This window comes from Roseateles sp. P5_E8 (assembly GCF_054177665.1).
In genome coordinates this window covers 1-13,983 of record NZ_JBGCUM010000033.1, presented here as the reverse complement: position 1 = coordinate 13,983, position 13,983 = coordinate 1, and the positions used below count along the sequence as shown (strand labels likewise).

The window sequence follows — 13,983 nt, the reverse complement described above, 5'->3', positions numbered from 1 at the left end:
CGTGCAGGGCTCATGCGGAGGTCTCCGGTCTTTTGGCCACCACCAGATAGACGCCCAGCAGCGTCACACCCATGCCGGCGATGGCTTGTGCGCCGAGTGTGTCGCCGAACAGCAGCCACGCCATCACCGAGGTGACAGAGGGCACCAGATACATGGTGCTCGTGACGGCCGTGACGCGGCCATGGCGCAGCATGTGGAACATCAGGCTGATGCCGCCGGCCGTCAGCACGAGGATGCTCCAGGCCATGGCGACGAGCACATGCGCGTTCCACTCGATGCGCATCGGCTCGAACGCCCAGGCCAGCGGCAGCGTGACGGCCAGCGAGGCCATGAACTGCACCACCTGGCCGGTGCGCAGGTCGAAGTGCGGCACGAAGCGCTTCTGGTACAGCGTGCCGCCGGTGATGGCCAGCAGCGCCATCAGGCACAGCAGCAGTGGCGGGCCGAAGCCGGCGCCGAGGTTGAGCTTGTGCCAGATGACGAGCACGACGCCGGCCAGGCCCAGCGCCACGCCCTGCCACTGGCGCGGCGCGACGCGCTCGCCGATCAGCGGCGCCAGCCCGGCCACCAGCACCGGCTGCAGGTTGACGATGAGCGCCGCCGTGCCCGCCGGCAGGCCCTGGCGGATGGCGACCCAGACGCCGCCGAGATAGAGCGCCTGGATGGCGATGCCGGCGACGGCCAGGTGCAACATCTCGCGCCGGCTCGGCCACTGCGCCCGCGCGGCGAAGGCCAGGCCCAGCATCAGCACGACGACGCCGGCATAGCGCCAGCTCAGGAAGGTCAGCGGGTCCGCGTACGGCGCGGCCAGCTTGGCGACGATGTAGCCGGTGGCCCAGATGAAGATGAACAGGGGCGGGGCGATGCGGTCGAGCAGGGACATGGGGCCATCATGCCAAGAGGCGGGCGCTCATCAGCCGCACCAGCTCGGCCGGCTCGGGCAGCGGGCCAGGAAGCGGCAGGCCGGCGAAGGCGGCGTCCAGGCTCAGATGCGACAGGCCGTGGGCCAGGCTCCAGCCGGTCAGTGCGATCAAGGGGCCGGCGGTGGCGTCGAAGCGCGTGGCGGCATCAAGCAGCACACGGAAGGACGCCTCGGCAGCGCGGTCCAGGCCCGGGTGCTGGCTGCGCGAGGCCAGCACGGGGCCGAACATCAGCCGAAAGCGGGCCGGCCGGCGGCGCGCGAACTCGACATAGGCCGTGGCGATGGCGAGCAGCTGCTCGCGCGCATCGACCGGGTGGGCGGCGACGCCGGCCTGCATGGCCGCGCCGAGCTGCTGGAAGCTGCGCTCGGCCAGCGCGGCGAGCAGCTCGGGCAGGCCGGCGAAGTGGTGGTAGGGCGCCGCATGCGACACGCCGGCCCCGCGCGCCACGTCGCGCAGGCTCAAGGCCGAGGCGCCGCGCTGAGCCAGCAGCGCCTCGGCCGCGTCGAGCAGCGTTTCGCGCAGATCGCCATGGTGGTAGCTGCCAGCCGGCTTGGCGCGTGGGCGTGGGGCGCGCTCGACGGCCGGCTTGGCAGCGGGTTTGGCCGCGGATTTGGCGGCCGGCCTGGCTGGCGCTGCGGCCGCGCGCGCGCCAGCACTTGGCTTGGCGGCGCCGGTCGGCGCGGCCGACAGGGCGGGCATGGTCTTTTTGGGCAGGGCGGCCTTGGGCATCCGGTGCATCTTGCCACGCGCAAGATCGAGGTAGATACTGCGTCAATCTTGACATCGTCAAGATCATTGTTTGGCCCGCAAGACGAAAGGAGCTGCCATGTATCACGCCATCGTCGAACGCAAGCTGCGGACGGCGTTTGCCGAGCTGAACGCGGGGCGCTACGACGGCATCCCGGCCCAGTTCGCCGCGGCGCACCGGCACCGCATGGTGGGCGCCCATGCGCTGGGCGGCGAACGCCGCGACCTGGCCGCGACGACGCGCTGGTACGCGCGGCTGCAGCGCCTGCTGCCGGGGCTGCGCTTCGAGCTGGACGGCGTCTGGGTCAGCGGCTGGCCCTGGCGAACGCGCGCCGTCGTCAGCTGGCGCGACCGCTTCCGGCTGCCCGGCGGCGGCGAGGGCAGCAATGTGGGCATGCACGAGTTCGAGCTGCGCTGGGGCCGCGTCCACTCACTGACGGTGCATTGCGACACGGCCCGGCTGGCGGGCTATCTGGCCGAGGTGGCCGCCGCTGGTCAGCCGGAGGCGCTGGCCGAGCCGATCACGGGCTAAGAGGGTGAGAGGCCATCCAGCACACCCGCTTTGACTCCCCAAAACACCCTGCTCGTCGTTGCAAATGCTCGCCGTAGACCGGGCTACGGCTGTGCTTTGCGCCTAGATCAAGGCGCTTTGGGAAGACCTCTCGGGCGCACCGGATGGCCTCCCACCCTCTCATCCGCGTCGATGAACTCGCGCAGGCAGCGCAGGCACAGGCAGTTGCCGGGGTAGCGCTCGGCCAGCTCGGCGCGCAACGCATCGTTCAGGCGGATGCCGAAGCAGGCGCAGTGGCCCGCATTGACGCCGCACTCGAAGCCACCGCCGCAGCGCGGGCAGGTGGCGGCCAGCAGGGCGCTGCTCACGCGCGCACCTCGCGCAGCGCCGCATCGCAGAGCTGGCCCAGCACGTCGGCGTCGACGTCGGACAGGCGCTTGATGTAGACGCAACCCTTGCCTTCTCGGTGCTTGCCCAGCCTGGCCAGCAGGGCGCTGCGGGCGGCACCGGTGGCGTTCAGGTAGAGGCTGATGTCGCCCTTGCCGCCGGCACCGCTGGCGAAGCCGATCTCGAAGATGTCGCCCTCGCGGCCGCTGTCGTAGACGTAGTGATGGTGGCCGAAGCCGACCATGCGGCCCCACATGACGGGCGGGTGGCCGCTGACGCGCTGCATCAGCGCGGCCAGGGCCCGGCAGTCGGCAGCGCGCGCCTCGGGCTGGGCGCCGAGGTAGGCCTCGACGTCGGCGTCGGTCGGGACTGTCTTGTTGGCTGCGGCCATGGCGGGCGGCTCCGGTTCAGAGCGGTGATTGTGGATCGTCGTCGGGGGGCAGTAGCGGCGTGGCGCGGGCCAGGGCCATCCAGGTGGCGAAGTCGGGCTTGCAGGCGCGCCGGGGTGCGGGCCGGGCCAGTTCAAGGTGGCCGGCGTGGCCGATCAGCACGCCGTAGTCGGGCGGGATCTCCTCGGCCTCGGCGATGCCGGCCTTGATGACGAACCAGCACTGGCCGCACAGGGCCCGGTAGGCGGCGGACTTGGCCGGCCGGCGCAGCTCACCCAGCAAGTCGGCGCGGCTGACCTTGATCTCGTGGATGGCGGGTTCGAGGTAGTCCTCGACGGTGCTGTGGCGGATGGAATAGACGTCGGGCATGGCGTTGACCCAGAGCGTCTTGCCGTCCTCCTGGGGCAAGCCGGCGCGCAAGGCCAACCCGCGCCAGGCGATGCGGCCGGCACGCTGCATCTCGACGGCGACGCGTTCGACGAGCAGTTCGTGCGCGTCCCGCGCGGCGCGGTTGCGGGTCAGGGAGTCGGCGATCAGCGCCACGCCGAGGTCGGTCACACGCAGGCGTTCGCGGCCGTCGGGCTCAAGCAGGCGCTCGACCCAGCCGGCCGCGAGCAGCTCGATCTCGACGAGGTCCTGGCAGGGCCAGCCGGCGCTGCGCCAGAGCTGGCGCAGGCGCTGCAGGTGAACACGTTGGGGCGCGGGCATGGCGCCATCTTCGCGCCAGCCGGACATGAAAAAGCCCCCGGCCGGTAGGCACGGGGGCTTTGCGAGACGAAGCCTTGAGGCTTACGGGCGCTCGCGCTTGGGCAGGGCGCTCAGGAAGGGGACCGGCGAGGTCGTCGTTCCAGGCGTCGTGGTGGTCGGCACCGCGAAGAAGGTCCAGACGCTGTTGGCCGGGAAGGCCAGCGTGGCGTTCGTGTAGATGGACGACGAGGACGTCGGCACCGTCACGTCCACCTGCGAGCTTGCCGTCGACGAGATGCTGTTGGGCAGGGAAGTCGTACCCGGCAGCACATTGGATGCGACGGCGCTGAAGTCAACGTTCAGCGACACGCCGGAGCTCTGCGCGGCGATGGCGTTGATGAGGCGGACCTTGACGTTGCCGCTGACCGTGGGCAGGCGGTTGTCGTCGTCGATCACGGACAGCTTGGGGTCAGTCGGGTCACCCCAGACCAGCAGCGTCGTGTCCTTGCCGGCGGTCAGCGGGATCGTCGCGGTCTTGCTCGTGCCGCTGGCGGCATAGCTGAGTGCGCCGCTGCCGGCAGCGGTGGTGATGTAGTCGCTGATCAGCGGGCTGATGGCGCTGCTGAACATCTGCTGGGTGACACCACCGCTGGTGATGGAAGAAGCCACCGTGCCGGCGCCGGTCAGCGCGGCGACGGTGCGCACGCGGCTCTGCGTGTTGGCGAAGTTAGCGACGGCACCCTTCTGGATCAGCTTGATGCCGTTGACCAGCACGCCGCCTTCGGAGGCGGTCAGGATCAGCGTGTTGACGCTGGCCGAGTCGAGCGTGACGGCCGGGATGTCCAGGCGCAGGTCGGTGCGCTTGTTGTAGCCGGTGACACGGACGCGGAAGCTGCCCGAGTTGATCTGGATGTAGCCGCTGCCGGAGCCGCCGGCCAGGTTGGTGGTCAACGCGGTGGCGGTGTCCAGCGACTCGGTGGCGGTGGTGACGTAGACGTCCAGAGCGCCGGCGTCGGGGGCCAGGTTCAGGACCAGCAGCTTGGCCTTGTTGGCCTCGGGGACGGTCTCGGCTTCCTGCAGCAGCGTCGTGCGAATCGCACCGGCAAAGCCGTAGCTGATGTAGGTGTAGTTGCTGTCCGCGGTGAGCGTGGGCGTCGTGGCCGAGATGCTGGTGCCGACGTCGCTGGTCAGCACCTTGGTGGCTGTACTGCCGGTGTCGACCGAGCCGTATTCACCAGCCGCGGCGTAGGCCACCTTGCTGTTGATGGTCTTGTCGTTGACCGTCAGATCCAGTTGGGAATAGGAGCGCGTGGCATTGAGCAGGCGCACTTGTGTGTTGCTGCCGCCGCCGCCCTTGCCGCCACAGGCGGTCAGGAGGGCCGTGGCCGACAAGCTCAGCGTCAGGACCAGACGGGTGGCCCAGGGGGTGAATCGCATCGAGAACTCTCCGAAAAAACCAGAACGCCAGGCCTTGTTGACAAAGGTGCGGCCAAGAACGCAGACCGGCGATTAGAACCTAAGCCGGCGATGTCCCCATTGCCGCCATCTAGCGGCGGGTGAAGAACTGTTGCTGCCGAGCCTTGCTGCCCTAAGGAGAACCCTCCAATTTGGGCGGTGCTGCGCTGGGTAGCATGGGCCGGATGAACTATCCCCACCTCCTCGCGCCGCTGGACCTGGGCTTCACGACGCTGAAGAACCGCGTGCTGATGGGCAGCATGCATACCGGCCTGGAGGACGGGCGAAAACACTTCGAGCGCATGGCCGTGTTCTTCGCCGAGCGGGCGCGGGGCGAGGTGGGGCTGATCGTGACGGGCGGCTTCGCGCCCAACATCGAGGGCTGGGCCAAGCCGTTCGCCGGCACGCTGGCGACCTCGGGCGCGGCGCGGCGCCACAAGCTCATCACAGATGCCGTGCATGCCGAGGGCGGCAAGATCGCGCTGCAGATCCTGCACACGGGCCGTTATGGCTATTCGCCGCTGTGCGTGGCGCCGTCGCGCATCCAGAGCCCGATCACGCCCTTCACGCCGCGCGAGCTGTCGGCGCGCGGCATCGAGCGGCAGATCCGCGCCTTCATCCGCTGCGCGAAGCTGGCCCGCGAGGCCGGCTACGACGGCGTGGAGGTGATGGGTTCGGAGGGTTATTTCATCAACCAGTTCCTCGTCACGCACACCAACCAGCGCGAGGACGGCTGGGGCGGCTCCTACGAGAACCGCATGCGGCTGCCGCTGGAGATCCTGGCGCGCATGCGCGAGGCGGTGGGGCCGGACTTCATCATCATCTACCGGCTGTCGATGCTGGACCTCATCCCCAACGGCAGTTCGTGGGAAGAGGTCGCCGAGCTGGCGCGGCGCGTGGCCACGGGCGGGGCGACCATCATCAACACCGGCATCGGCTGGCATGAGGCGCGCATCCCGACCATCGCCACCAGCGTGCCGCGTGCGGGCTTCGCGTGGGTCACTGCCAAGCTGCGGGCCAAGCTGCGGGAGGAGGGCATCACGACGCCACTGATCACCAGCAACCGCATCAACACGCCGGAGGTGGCCGAAGGCGTGCTGGCGGATGGCTCGGCCGACATGGTGTCGATGGCGCGGCCGTTCCTTGCCGACTCGCACTTCGTGCAGAAGGCGCGCCAAGGCCGGGCCGACGAGATCAACACCTGCATCGCCTGCAACCAGGCCTGCCTGGACCACACCTTCGCGCAGAAGATCTCCACCTGCCTCGTCAACCCGCGGGCGGCCTACGAGCAGGAGATCGTAGTGCGGCCGGTCACGGGCGGCGGCAAGAAGCGCGTCGCCGTCGTCGGCGCCGGGCCGGCGGGTCTCGCCGCCGCGACGACGTTGGCCGAGCGCGGCCATGCGGTGACGCTGTTCGACGGCGCGRCCGAGATCGGCGGCCAGTTCAACATGGCCAGGCGCATCCCGGGCAAGGAGGAGTTCAGCGAGACGCTGCGCTATTTCCGCCGCCGCATCGAGGTCACGGGCGTGGAGCTGAGGCTGAACTGCCGCGTGGATGCCGAAGCGCTGAAGGGCTTCGACGAGGTACTGCTGGCCACCGGCGTCAGCCCACGCGACCCGAAGATCAAGGGCCAGGACGAGGGCGTGGCGCGCGGCCAGGTGCTGAGCTACATCGACGTGCTGAGGCACGAGAAGCCGGTGGGCGGGCGCGTGGCCATCGTCGGCGCGGGCGGCATCGGCTTCGACGTGGCCGAGTACCTGCTGGAGGCCGGCCACTCGCTGACGCTGGACCCGGCGGCCTGGCGCAAACACTGGGGCGTGGGCGACCCCGAGCAGGTGCGCGCCGGGCTGCTGCGGCCGGCGCCGGAAGCGCCCACGCGCCAGATCACGCTGCTGCAGCGCAAGGCCGGCAAGCCGGGCGCGGGCCTGGGCAAGACGACCGGCTGGATCCACCGCGCGGCGCTGAAGATGAAGAACGTCGACATGCTGGCCAGCGTCAACTACGAGCAGATCACGCCCGAGGGCCTGTGGGTCAGCTATGGCGAGAAGCGGGTGGATGCGCAGTTGATCGAGGCTGACACCATCGTGCTGTGCGCCGGCCAGGAGCCGCTGCGCGAGCTGGAGGCGCCGCTGCGGGTGGCGGGCGTCAACGTGCACCTGGTCGGCGGTGCGCTGGAGGCCGGCGAGCTGGATGCGAAGCGGGCCATCCTGCAGGGGACGACGCTGGCCTGCCGCTTGTAGCGTCAGTGCATGAACAGCTCGCAGAGCTGGTAGAGCATGTCGTCGGCCTGCTCGGAGATTTCCAGGCCCGAGGCGAGGTCGAAGCTGGAGTCGTACCAGCCGCAGGTTTCGGGCTTCATCTCTAGGTCCTGCGCCTCAACCGGCAAGGCGGCGACGGGCGGCTTGGCGAGGGGCCTGGATTGCTGCGAGGCGCTGAAGAATTGCATGGCGGGCTCCGGTGTTTGAAGGCTTGAACGTCTTGAAGAACGTCACACCCTCAGCATCGGCGCCGGGCCCTTTTGGCAACATCACCCAGAGGGCGGGACGAAGGGGGAGGCGGTGAAGGCGCGTCCCCCCAACTCCCCCTTAAGAGGGATATGAAAATGGGGTCAGGTTCTATTTATGTTCGCGACTGCAACGCTTCCCACGCCTTCCAGCTCTCCGGTCTTTCGGCCTTCCTTGGCTCAGCGCGGCCTGGCGCTGCTGCTGTTCGCCTTCCTCTGGAGCCCGGRCCTCGTGGTGGCGCTGGGCAGCGGCGGGCTGGATGCGCGCGAGCGCCTGGCGGTGCTGGGCCTGTCCTTCTGGCTGCTGGCGATGGGGCCGGCGCTGCTCGGCAGCCTGCGGGCGAGTTTTCTGGTGTGGACGCCGGTCGCGCTGCTGCTGCCACCCTATGTCTACCTGTGCCTCAGCTTTGGCAGCACGCCCGGCGACGCCCTGGTCGCCGCGGCGATGCACACGTCACCCGCCCAGAGCGTGCAGGTGTTGAGCGGCTTCGGCACCTGGCTGCTGGGCTGGGCGGCGCTGGCCCTGGCCTACCCGCTGGCCGCATGGCAGCTTGACGCGCGTTGGCGCTGGGCCGGCGGTCGTCGCAAGCTCTGGCTCGCGCTTCTGCTCGGCGCGGCAAGCTTGTCGTTGCTGCTGAAGCAGGCGGTGCCGCAGCAGCTCAGCCTGCCGGCGTTCTTCGAACGGGACACCGTTGACCAGGTCTTTCCGCTGAACCTGCTGTCCAGCGTGCAGCGGGTGATGGCGCAGGACCGGCGCGCGCCGCGCACGACCTCGCTGAACGGCCGGCCGCGCCCAGGGTCGGTCGACGAGCCCCTGCATCTGGTGCTGGTCGTCGGGGAGACGGTGAGGCCCGACCACCTCGGCATCTACGGCTATGCCCGCGACACGACGCCTGGCCTGAGCGCCATCCGCGACGAGCTGCTGCTTTTCCGCGACGTCGCCTCCACCGCGCATTGGACCGACGCGGCCGTGCCGGGCATCGTAGGCAGGACCATCGATGCGCGCCGCCAGGGCGGCCTGGTCCGCACGATGCGGGAGGCGGGCTATCACACCGGCTGGCTGTCGAACCAGGAGATCTCGGACCTGTTCAGAGACGCCCAGGTGGCTGACTTCTCAAAAGGCATGTACGAACTCCTGCTGCGCATGGACACCGCCTTGCTGCCGCCGTTCGAGGCGCTGCTGCGCCAGGCCGGGTCGCGGCAGTTCATTGCGTTGCACATGACCGGCAGCCATTTCCCCTACGAACGGCAGTACGACGCCCAGTCGCGCAGGTTCACGCCCACCTTGACGGACGCCGGCGTCAGCGGCAACCCGGGCCCCCGCTTCAAGGCCGAGACCATCAACTCCTACGACAACACGCTGGTGGCGCTGGACCATTTCCTGATGCGGGTCATAGACAGGCTGCGGGCCGACCCCGAGCCGGCCCTGCTGGTCTTCACGTCGGACCATGGCGAGAACCTCTTCGACGACGAGCGCCAGCGCTTCATGCATGCGCTGGCTGACCCCTCCAAGGCGGACACGACGGTGCCCTTGTTCTTCTGGGCCAACGACGCCTACCGCCGCCGCTGGCCGGCCGCCTTCCCGGCGCTGTCGGTGCATGCCAAGGCGCCCGTCAGCCACGCCGACGTGATGCCCACGCTGCTCGATCTCGCCGGCGTCGACGCCGATGGCATCGCCCCTCAGGAAAGCCTGCTTTCACCGGAATGGCGACCCCGCCCGCGCCGATTGCAGCAGATCGACGGGCCGGGCTGGGACTACGACAAGATCCGTTGACCCAGCTCCCGCCGCGCATCGCTGCCTATCCAGCGCGCCGACTTCTCTTCACGCTGACAAAGCCGCTCCGCCAAAGTAAGCGCAGGCTCACGTAGCCCCGGGCTGCGCTTGCCGATCTGGCGCAGCGCCCAGTTCACGGCCTTCTTGACGAAGTTGCGCTCGTCGCCGGCCGCCGCTGCTATGAGCGGCAGGCGGGCGAGAAAGTCGGCGTCCGGCCGCTGCTTCTGGTGCACCGCCGCCACGGCCAGCAGCGCGAAGCCGGCGCGCTTCTCGAACTCCGGCTCGCGCGCCGCCCAGCGCGGGACGGCATCCCAGGCCAGCGGGCTTTTCACGAAGGCGTTGGTGCAGGCCTGGTCGCAGACGTCCCAGGCGCGCATGCCGGCCACCCAGTGGTCCATCTGCGCGACGGTCAGCCTGGCCGGTTCGACCACCATGCCGGCCAGGATCTGCGCATCCGGGATGCCGGTGTCCCACAGCGCCAGCGCCAGGGCGTGGTCTCGCTTGAACTCGCGGGCCAGCGCGCGCAGCGTCGGCACGGCCAGGCCCAGGCGGCCTTCGCCGGTCAGGCCGAAACGGGCCATGGCATCGAGCGCCTCCGGCCGCGCCTGCTGGTGCAGCGCGGCCAGGGCCTCGTCCAGGCGATGTGTGCGCGCATCCGACATGCGCGGATTCTGCCGGCGGCAGGTCAGCGCACGTCGATCAACAGCTCCGCCGTCTGGTGGTTGCCCGGGTGGATGGTCAGCCGCAGCGGCAGGCCATCAGCCGGCACCGACGCCGCGGTGAACCGCATCGCCACGGGGTCGTAGCGCAGCCAGTCGGGCATGGGCCGGCCGTCGGGCCGGGTCACGCGGACCACGCCCGCCACTTGCTGGATGAGCCCCCGCAGGCTCATCGGCAGCGTGAAGGCGAAGCCCTGTCCCGCCAGGGCGCGCGGCACGTTGACTTGATAGTCGCCACCGCGCAGCGCCGACGGCTCGCGCAGCACCTGGACGACCAGGCTCCTCATCTCCACCGGCACGCCCGCCGATACCGCCAGTGACGGCGCCCCGGCCACCAGCACCTCGTTGCCGAGGTCCAGCGTGGCGCTGACGATGCCAGGCGCACCGGGCGCGCCCGGCAGCGCGTTGGACGTCGTCGGCAGCACGGGCGGCCTGCCCAGGATGGAGGCCGTGGTGCTGGCGGTCGTGTTGGCCAGCGTGTAGTTGCCCGCATCCGTGCCGCCGATGCCGATGCCGGTGATCGCCACCGGCTTGTTCAACCCCGGGCGGGCGCTGTCGAACTGGCCGCTGGCCTGGGTCACGGCCAGCACGTCGCCCGCGAACTTGCCGTTGAAGACAGCCGCGTCGGTGACCAGCGTGGCGACGGCGTTGCCGTCCTCGACCTTGTTCAGCGCGGTGATGCCGCTCACGTTGGTCAGCGTCGCGCGGCTGATGTCGGCGCTGGCGGTCGTGGCGGGCAGCGAGTAGTTGCCCGCATCCGCGCCACCCAGCGTGACGGCGACCGTCACCACCTTGGCCGTGCCGACGTTCTTGTTGGCGAAGGTCCCTGTGGCGGCGGCAACGTTCACCGCATCGCCCGCCAGCACACCGGTCAGCGTGGCCGCCGTGGTGTTCGTGGTGGCCGCCGTGGTGGCGTCGTAGACCTTGTTGGCCGCCGTGATGCCGTTGACGGCGCTCAGCGCGGCCTTGCTGATCGTGGCCGTGGTCGTGGCGGTGTTGCTGGCCAGCGTGTAGTTGCCGGCATCGGTGCCACCGAGCGTCAGCCCGGTGATGTTCACCGTCTTGCCGGTCGCCGCGTTCTTGTCGACGAAGTTGCCCGTCGAGGTGGCGACAGTCAGTGTGTCGCCCGCCACCTTGCCGGTGAAGCCGGCACTGCCCGTGCTCAGCGTCGCCGCCGTGGTCGTGTCGTAGACCTTGTTGGCGGCCGTGATGCCGGTGATGGCCGCGATGGTGGCCGGCGTGATGTCGGCCGTGGTGCTGGCGGTAGTGGATGCCAGCGCGTAGTTGCCACCATCGGCGCCGCCCAGCGCCAGTCCGGTGATGCTCACCGTCTTGCCGTTGGCCACGTTCTTGTCGCTGAAGTTGCCCGTCGAAGTGGCCACGCTGACCACGTCGCCCGCCAGCAGGCCGGTGAAGCCGGCCGCGCCCGTGCTGAGCGTGGCCGTGGTGTTGCCGTCGTAGACCTTGTTGGCTGCCGTGATGCCGGTGATGGCCGCCATCGCCGCCTTGCTGATGTCGGCGGTGGTCGTGGCCGTCGTCGCTGCCAGCGTGTAGTTGCCGGCATCGGCGCCGCCCAGCGTCAGGCCGGTGATGTTGACCGTCTTGCCGGTCGCCGCGTTCTTGTCGCTGAAGTTGCCGGTCGAGGTCGCCACGGTCAGTGCATCGCCGGTCACCATGCCGGTGAAGCCCGCCGCGCCCGTGCTCAGCGTCGCCGCCGTCGTCGTGTCGTAGACCTTGTTGGCCGCCGTGATGCCGGTGATGGCCGCGATGGTGGCGGCCGTGATGTTGGCCGTCGCCGACGCCGTCGTGCTGGTCAGCGTGTAGTTGCCCGCGTCCGTGCCGCCCAGGCTCAAGCCGGCGATGCTCACCGTCTTGCCGTTGGCCACGTTCTTGTCGGCGAAGGTGCCGCTGCCGGTGGCGACGTTCAACACGTCGCCCGACACCATGCCGGTGAAGCCCGCCGCGCCTGTGCTCAGCGTGGCCGTGTTGTTGCCGTCGTAGACCTTGTTGGCCGCCGTGATGCCGGTGATGGCTGCGACGGTCGCCTTGCTGATGTCGGCCGTGGTGGTGGTGGCTCCCACGGGCAGCAGGTAGTTGCCCGCGTCGGCGCCGCCGAGCGCCAGGCCCGTGATGTTGACCGTCTTGCCAGTGGCCGCGTTCTTGTCGCTGAACGCGCCCGTGGCCGTGGCCACGGTCAGCACATCCCCCGCCAGCAGACCGGTGAAGCCGGCCCCCGACGTGGTCAGCACCGCGCTCGTGTTGCCGTCATAGACCTTGTTGGCGGCGGTGATGCTGGTGATGGCCGCCAGTTGGGCCTTGCTGATGTCGGCCGTGGTCGTGGCGGTGTTGCTGGCCAGCGTGTAGTTGCCGGCGTCGGCACCACCGAGCGTCAAGCCGGTGATGTTCACCGTCTTGCCGACCGCGGCGTTCTTGTCGCTGAAGTTGCCGGTGGACGTCGCCACGGTCAGCGTGTCGCCCGTCACCTTGCCGGTAAAGCCCGCCGCACCCGTACTCAGCGTTGCTGCGGTGGTCGTGTCGTAGACCTTGTTGGCCGCCGTGATCCCGGTGATGGCTGCGATGGTGGCCGGCATGATGTCGGCGGTCGTGCTGGCCGTGGTGCTCAGCAGGTTGTAGTTGCCGGCATCGGCGCCGCCCAGCGTCAGGCCGGCGATGCTGACCGTCTTGCCGTTGGCGACGTTCTTGTCGGCGAACGTGCCGGTCGACGTGGCCACATTGACCGTGTCGCCCGCCAGCAGGCCCGTGAAGCCAACTGCACCGGTGTTCAACGTGGCGACGTTGTTGCCGTCGTAGACCTTGTTGGCCGCCGTGATGCCGGTGATGGCCGCCATCGCTGCCTTCGTGATGTCGGCCGTGGTCGTTGCTGTCGTGGCGGCCAGCGCGTAGTTGCCGGCATCCGCGCCGCCCAGGCTCAGCCCCGTGATGTTGACCGTCTTGCCGGTGGCGGCGTTCTTGTCGACGAAGGTGCCGGTGGCCGTAGCCACGGTCAGCACGTCGCCGGTCACCATGCCGGTGAAGCCGGCTGCGCCCGTGCTCAGCGTTGCCGCCGTCGTCGTGTCGTAGACCTTGTTGGCGGCCGTGATGCCGGTGATGGCCGCAATGCTGGCCGGCGTGATGTTGGCTGTGGTGCTCGCGGTGGTGCTCAGCAGGTTGTAGTTGCCGGCATCCGTGCCGCCCAGCGTCAGGCCGGCGATGCTCACCGTCTTGCCGTTGGCGACGTTCTTGTCCGCGAACGTGCCGGTCGACGTGGCCACGTTGACCGAGTCGCCCGCCAGCAGGCCGGTGAAGCCGGCCGCGCCCGTGTTCAGCGTAGCCGTGTTGTTGCCGTCATAGACCTTGTTGGCCGCCGTGATGCCGGTGATGGCCGCCATCGCTGCCTTGCTGATGTCGGCGGTGGTCGTCGCGGTAGTGGCTGCCAGCGTGTAGTTGCCAGCGTCCGCACCGCCGAGCGTCAGACCGGTGATGTTGACCGTCTTGCCGGTGGCCGCGTTCTTGTCGACGAAGTTGCCGGTCGACGTCGCCACGGTCAGCGTGTCGCCACCGACCATGCCGGTGAAGCCCGCGGCGCCGATGCTCAGCGTTGCCGCCGTGGTCGTGTCGTAGACCTTGTTGGCTGCGGTGATGCCGGTAATGGCCGCGATGGTGGCTGGCGTGATGTTGGCCGTCGTCGACGCCGTCGTGCTGGTCAGCGTGTAGTTGCCGGCGTCCGTGCCGCCCAGCGTCAGGCCGGCGATGCTCACCGTCTTGCCGGTGGCCACGTTCTTGTCCGCGAACGTGCCGCTGCCGGTGGCGACGGTCAGCGCGTCGCCCGACACCATGCCGGTGAAGCCCGCCGAGCCGGTGCCCAGCGTGGCGGTGTTGTTGCCGTCG

12 protein-coding genes are annotated in these 13,983 nt (G+C 69.6%); 3 read left to right on the top strand and 9 right to left on the bottom strand.

Annotated elements, in window-relative coordinates; translation table 11 throughout:
• Positions 1 to 10: 10 nt before the first annotated feature.
• Positions 11 to 883 (bottom strand): DMT family transporter, encoded by an 873-nt coding sequence (locus ACXRVZ_RS18235; protein WP_457417836.1) that lies wholly within the window; start codon positions 881 to 883, stop codon positions 11 to 13.
• Positions 884 to 890: 7 nt separating this feature from the next.
• Positions 891 to 1,652: a TetR/AcrR family transcriptional regulator gene (locus tag ACXRVZ_RS18230; RefSeq protein ID WP_457417834.1), complete on the bottom strand. Its 762-nt coding sequence runs from the start codon at positions 1,650 to 1,652 to the stop codon at positions 891 to 893.
• A gap of 97 nt (positions 1,653 to 1,749) precedes the next feature.
• On the opposite strand from ACXRVZ_RS18230, the gene ACXRVZ_RS18225 reads away from it, so the two are divergent.
• Entirely contained in the window at positions 1,750 to 2,202 is a 453-nt protein-coding gene (locus ACXRVZ_RS18225) for a nuclear transport factor 2 family protein (RefSeq protein ID WP_457417832.1), read from the top strand.
• 107 nt (positions 2,203 to 2,309) lie between these two features.
• Here the strand turns inward: ACXRVZ_RS18225 and ACXRVZ_RS18220 are convergent, their stop codons facing one another.
• The 4 genes from ACXRVZ_RS18220 to ACXRVZ_RS18205 form a co-directional block, all read right to left on the bottom strand.
• Entirely contained in the window at positions 2,310 to 2,549 is a 240-nt protein-coding gene (locus ACXRVZ_RS18220; RefSeq protein ID WP_457417830.1) for a cysteine-rich CWC family protein, read from the bottom strand.
• Entirely contained in the window at positions 2,546 to 2,959 is a 414-nt protein-coding gene (locus ACXRVZ_RS18215; protein WP_457417828.1) for a DUF1801 domain-containing protein, read from the bottom strand. The genes ACXRVZ_RS18220 and ACXRVZ_RS18215 overlap by 4 nt, the downstream gene beginning before the upstream one ends.
• A gap of 16 nt (positions 2,960 to 2,975) precedes the next feature.
• Complete coding sequence (locus ACXRVZ_RS18210; RefSeq protein ID WP_457417826.1) at positions 2,976 to 3,665, bottom strand: hypothetical protein; 690 nt, start codon at positions 3,663 to 3,665, stop codon at positions 2,976 to 2,978.
• Between the two features lie 81 nt (positions 3,666 to 3,746).
• Positions 3,747 to 5,081, bottom strand: a complete 1,335-nt coding sequence (locus ACXRVZ_RS18205) for a DUF4397 domain-containing protein (protein ID WP_457417824.1) — start codon at positions 5,079 to 5,081, stop codon at positions 3,747 to 3,749.
• Positions 5,082 to 5,275: 194 nt separating this feature from the next.
• Between ACXRVZ_RS18205 and ACXRVZ_RS18200 the strand changes: the two genes are divergently transcribed.
• The gene (locus ACXRVZ_RS18200) at positions 5,276 to 7,339 is read left to right on the top strand and encodes an oxidoreductase (RefSeq protein WP_458232672.1); all 2,064 of its coding nucleotides are present in this window, start codon (positions 5,276 to 5,278) and stop codon (positions 7,337 to 7,339) included.
• A 2-nt stretch (positions 7,340 to 7,341) separates the two neighbouring features.
• On the opposite strand, the gene ACXRVZ_RS18195 is transcribed toward ACXRVZ_RS18200, so the two are convergent.
• The gene (locus ACXRVZ_RS18195; RefSeq protein ID WP_457417820.1) at positions 7,342 to 7,545 is read right to left on the bottom strand and encodes a hypothetical protein; all 204 of its coding nucleotides are present in this window, start codon (positions 7,543 to 7,545) and stop codon (positions 7,342 to 7,344) included.
• Between the two features lie 232 nt (positions 7,546 to 7,777).
• On the opposite strand from ACXRVZ_RS18195, the gene ACXRVZ_RS18190 reads away from it, so the two are divergent.
• The gene (locus tag ACXRVZ_RS18190) at positions 7,778 to 9,376 is read left to right on the top strand and encodes a phosphoethanolamine transferase (protein ID WP_458232671.1); all 1,599 of its coding nucleotides are present in this window, start codon (positions 7,778 to 7,780) and stop codon (positions 9,374 to 9,376) included.
• Here the strand turns inward: ACXRVZ_RS18190 and ACXRVZ_RS18185 are convergent.
• Both ACXRVZ_RS18185 and ACXRVZ_RS18180 read right to left on the bottom strand, forming a co-directional pair.
• A complete protein-coding gene (locus tag ACXRVZ_RS18185) occupies positions 9,358 to 10,038 on the bottom strand; it encodes a DNA alkylation repair protein (RefSeq protein WP_457417816.1) in 681 nt (226 codons plus the stop codon). The genes ACXRVZ_RS18190 and ACXRVZ_RS18185 overlap by 19 nt on opposite strands.
• Positions 10,039 to 10,061: 23 nt before the next feature.
• Positions 10,062 to 13,983 (bottom strand): beta strand repeat-containing protein (locus ACXRVZ_RS18180; RefSeq protein WP_458232670.1); only part of this gene is annotated, 3,922 nt, incomplete at its 5' end.